1 protein-coding gene is annotated in these 223 nt (G+C 43.9%); it reads left to right on the plus strand.

Features of this window, described 5'->3' with window-relative positions; all coding sequences use genetic code 11:
- Nucleotides 1-223: DDE-type integrase/transposase/recombinase (locus ACFCTO_RS12295; RefSeq protein ID WP_499876977.1), on the plus strand; the 223-nt coding region annotated here is incomplete at both ends.

The raw sequence follows: 223 nt of genomic DNA on the forward strand, positions 1-223 counted from the left end.
CATACTGGAAGCGCAGGCTGAAGCAATCAAAATCACGGCTGATTGTCCGTATCGAAGAACGTTTCACTCCGATCAGGGCTGGGCATATCAAATGAAAGCCTATACCCAGAAACTTAAAGAAGAACGAATTTTTCAGAGCATGTCTCGAAAGGGCAACTGTCATGATAACGCTGTCATGGAGAACTTCTTCGGCTTAATGAAGCAAGAAATGTATTATGGGGTG

The sequence above is a fragment of the Megasphaera indica genome (assembly GCF_046614755.1).
GTDB classification, from domain to species: Bacteria; Bacillota; Negativicutes; order Veillonellales; family Megasphaeraceae; genus Megasphaera; species Megasphaera intestinihominis.